The organism is Pseudomonas sp. UBA4194, from assembly GCF_002379585.1.
Classification (GTDB): domain Bacteria; phylum Pseudomonadota; class Gammaproteobacteria; order Pseudomonadales; family Pseudomonadaceae; genus Aquipseudomonas.
The window spans coordinates 10,889-14,573 of the sequence record NZ_DFUE01000054.1 but is presented as its reverse complement, the minus strand read 5'-3'; the positions used below and the strand labels follow the sequence as shown (position 1 = coordinate 14,573).

The window sequence follows — 3,685 nt, the reverse complement described above, 5'->3', positions numbered from 1 at the left end:
GCGCTTGAACCCAAGAAACCTAGGGCGCGCCGCAAAACCCCTGTGGTAAGGAGCTGGCCCCAGAGGGGAGTCGCAGTAGGCGGGTCAGAATTCTGAAATTGAGGCATCCCGGCAGCCACCATCGCGGGTAGAACCCGCTCCCACAGAAGGCGGGGTTGAACCCCACCACCCCGGCTCCCCCGCCAATCCCATGTAGGAGCGGGCTCTGCCCGCGATGGCGTCAGTGGTGGCGCCGCAGGCAGCGCAGGACATCACCACCTGTGGGAGCGGGCTCTGCCCGCGATGGCGTCAGTCGTGGCGCCGCAGGCAGCGCAGAGGATCACCACCTGTGGGAGCGGGCTCTGCCCGCGATGGCGTCAGTCGTGGCGCCGCAGGCAGCGCAGAAGATCACCACCTGTGGGAGCGGGCTCTGCCCGCGATGGCGTCAGTGGTGGCGGCGCAGGCAGCGCAGGAGATCACCGATATCCGTCCCGGCACCCATCCCCAGGCACAGCGCGATCACCTGCTGCACCTGGGTCGATGGCAGCACGTTGCCCGCCAACGCACTGAACTTGGCAATCAATTGCTCATCGGTCATGGGGTTCAAAGGCCCACCCAGCGGCAAGGCCACCTGGCGCTCCAACTTGCGCCCATCCCGGGTCGACACCTGCACCCACGGTTCATCCAGCGCGGCGAACCGATCATCGACACGCATCCGAACGCGGGCCATGAACGCGCGTACCTGCTCATCCTCTCGCACCGCCGGAGCGTAACTGTCCAGGCCCGCGTCACCGCGCAGGCAGCGCACCGTCACGGCATAGGGCAGGCTCATCTGCGCCGCGGCCAAGCTGCTGGTATCCACCCCCGCGCACATTTCTACAAGAAACGCACTGGCGCGCACATCGATGACTTCGATCGCGTCCCAACCGATGTCCAGCTCCATCAGCAGTTGCCCGATGGCATCGATCGCCGAATGGGTACCGCGACAGGCCGCGTGCGGCTTGATCGAACAGCGCGCCAGCTTCCACACCACCCCCAGGTCCGCCGTCAGGGCTGCCGGTTGCGCGTCTGCACCGGCCAAGGTGGTGAGATAGCCGCCCCACCCTGCTTCGAATATCTGCCCCGGCCCGGTCATACCGGCGCGGGCCATCAACGCCGCTAGCAGACCACCCTCCGCCGGTCTCCCAGCGTGCAGCTTCTTGCTGTCGGCGCCATCGTGAATGAACGACCACAGGCCGCCGCTCATGCTTGCTGCCAGCCCCAGAGCTGCGGCCGTCTGCCGGGCGTCGAGGCCCAGCAACCGGGCGCACGCCGCTGCCGCGCCAAACACCCCGCATGTGCCGGTGGAATGCCAACCTGCGCCATTGTGCGAAGAGTAGCCACCACAGGCTTCGAGCACCCGACGGGCAACGTCGTAGCCCAGCACCATCGCGCACAGCAGCTCCTCGCCCGACGGCGCGGCAGCGCACAGCGGAATCGCCGCGAACATCGCCGGGACCACCACGGCGCCCGAGTGGTCGCAGCCACCGGAATCATCCAGCTCCAGCGCGTGTGCGGCGACACCATTCACCAGTGCAGCGCTGCGCGCGCTCAACCGATGGCGTGTGCCCCATACCGCCGCTTCTCCGGGACCTTCGCTGGCCAGCACAGCGCTCAGGCAACGTTGCCCGAGCTCGGTCCCAGAGCCCGCCAGGGCTGCGCCCAAGGTGTCGAGCAGGTGTCTCCGGGCCTTGTCCAGCAGTGCTTCGGGCAGCGCCTGATAACGGGTGTCGACGATGAAGTGGCTCAACTGTTCAAGGCTGTTCATGCAGGGCTCCGGGCTGGTGACGGGCAAACACCGCGGCGGGATGGTCAGACTCCGCGCCGGGTCTATCCGCAGAGGTAGCCTGCGCCCACCATGTTGCGACCTCTTCGGCACTGCTAATCCATACGCCGGGTTGCCCCTTCAGCCAGCCGAGGCACTCATCGAGCAGCGCGATGCGGCCGACGGTGCCGAGGATTTCCGGATGCAGGCGCATGACCGCACACAGCCCGAAACGCTGAAACCCGGCCAGGTCGCGCTGCCAGTTATCGAGCACCTCGGCATAGCTGGCGATGCGGGCCTGACTGGCGGGCACGGCGGGCGCCAGGTTGAAAGCAAAGTACGGCGCGTCTTCCAGTTCGCAGTGCAGCGGCAGTTCCACCAGTGCATTGCCAGGGCCGGGATGCAGATAAGGCAGATCGTCGCCGGCCCACGACGATGACCAGCGCAGACCAGCGCTGCGCAGCACATCGGCAAAACCGGGCGCGTAACTGCCGGCCGGGGCGCGAAAGCCCCGCGGCCGCTCGCCAGTCAGTTGCTCCAGTACCGCACAACCGCGCAGCAGCGAGGCTTGCTGAGCGGCCAGATCCAGGGTGGAGAAGTTCTCGTGCCGGTAGCCGGCGCAGGCGATCTCGTGGCCGGCGGCGTGGATCGAGCGGATCACCTCGGGGTTTTCCTGCGCGACGATCCCCGGGATGCACCACGTGGTCCGCACTCCCTGTTCAGCGAAGACATCCAGCAGGCGCTGGACACCCCGGGTGGTCCCGTAGCGCCACACCGACAGACTCTTGTCGCGTCCTGCCATGGTCGGCACCTGGGTGAGAATGCCGTGAATATCGTTGTAATCGATGGTCAGCACCGCCGCGCTGGTATAGGGCGCAGGCCAGCGGCCGTTGAAATCAGGCGTGCTCATGCAGGCTTCTCCAATGCAGCGCGACGTCGTTGCAGGTGGCGAACCAGACATCGCCGTGGCTGCGCATGTGCTGCAGAAACTGCTCGATCAGGCCGATGCGGCCAGGCTTGCCGCAGATTTTGGGGTGCAACAAGGTGGTCATGCACAGCCCCTCGCGGTAGGTGCCGTCGAACTCGCGGCACCAGTTGTCCAGGGTCTGCCGGTAGCTGGCGATACGGTCTAGGCCGACGGGGTAATCCGGGCTGCGGGTGTAGGCCAGCGAGGCGTAGTCGTCCAGTTCCCAGCGTCCGGGGATTTCGACCAGACGGCGGGACTGCCCAGGGATGTCGATGAAGTAAGGCCGGTCGTCACCGCGCATGCTGCTCGAATAGGTGACGCCGCAGTCCATAAGCAACGCCGGGGTCTGGGCGTGCCAGTCGCCGGAGGGGGTACGAAACCCGGTGGCGGTGATGCCTAGATAACGCTTGAACACGCCGGCGCTGATGGCCATGACCTCGCGCTGAGCGTCGAGGTCCAGGGCATAGAAAGATTCGTGACGGTAGCCGTGATAAGCAACTTCATGGCCCCGTTCGACAATGGCCTGACATTGCCGCGGCCAGTTTTCCACGACCCAGGCGGGGATGAAGAAGGTGGCGGGTATGGCCTGGGCGTCGAGGACGTCGAGCAGGCGCGCCAAGGCGCGATAAGGGCCGTAGCCGCCGAAGGTGAAGTATTCCGGTTTGTGCCAGAGGGAGCCGTCGAGCATGGCGCCGCCGGTGGGGCCGTCCAGGTCGAAAGCCATGGCCACACAGGCCCGGGCGCTGCCGGGCCAATTGGGCGATGGGATTTGCATAGTGGGGTGGACTCCAGTGGGTTTTTTTGGGACGGGTGTGGGGGGCTGGGATTTGGGGTGAATGGTCCCCTCACCCCAGCCCTCTCCCTGAGGGAGAGGGAGCCAAGAGCGGATCGCGGTGCTCCGGCTTGCGGCGATAGGCCCCCTCTCCCCCAGGGAG

Annotated in this window: 3 protein-coding genes; all 3 read right to left on the bottom strand. The window is 66.5% G+C overall.

Annotated features, from left to right (window positions below; all coding sequences use genetic code 11):
- Nucleotides 1-424 precede the first annotated feature (424 nt).
- From B3397_RS13915 to B3397_RS13905, 3 genes are read right to left on the bottom strand one after another with little or no spacing between them, the layout of a single operon-like run.
- Entirely contained in the window at nucleotides 425-1,786 is a 1,362-nt protein-coding gene (locus B3397_RS13915) for an MmgE/PrpD family protein (RefSeq protein WP_296251023.1), read from the bottom strand.
- Complete coding sequence (locus B3397_RS13910) at nucleotides 1,773-2,693, bottom strand: polysaccharide deacetylase family protein (RefSeq protein WP_296251021.1); 921 nt, start codon at nucleotides 2,691-2,693, stop codon at nucleotides 1,773-1,775. Before B3397_RS13910 ends, B3397_RS13915 begins: the two co-directional genes overlap by 14 nt.
- Nucleotides 2,680-3,525, bottom strand: a complete 846-nt coding sequence (locus tag B3397_RS13905; RefSeq protein WP_296251019.1) for a polysaccharide deacetylase family protein — start codon at nucleotides 3,523-3,525, stop codon at nucleotides 2,680-2,682. The genes B3397_RS13910 and B3397_RS13905 overlap by 14 nt, the downstream gene beginning before the upstream one ends.
- Nucleotides 3,526-3,685: the final 160 nt, after the last annotated feature.

Excerpts from the sequence above, each read along its gene's own strand:
- B3397_RS13915 (WP_296251023.1), bottom strand. The coding sequence starts at position 1,786 with ATGAACAGCCTTGAACAGTTGAGCCACTTCATCGTCGACACCCGTTAT.
- B3397_RS13910 (WP_296251021.1), bottom strand. The coding sequence starts at position 2,693 with ATGAGCACGCCTGATTTCAACGGCCGCTGGCCTGCGCCCTATACCAGC.
- B3397_RS13905 (WP_296251019.1), bottom strand. The coding sequence starts at position 3,525 with ATGCAAATCCCATCGCCCAATTGGCCCGGCAGCGCCCGGGCCTGTGTG.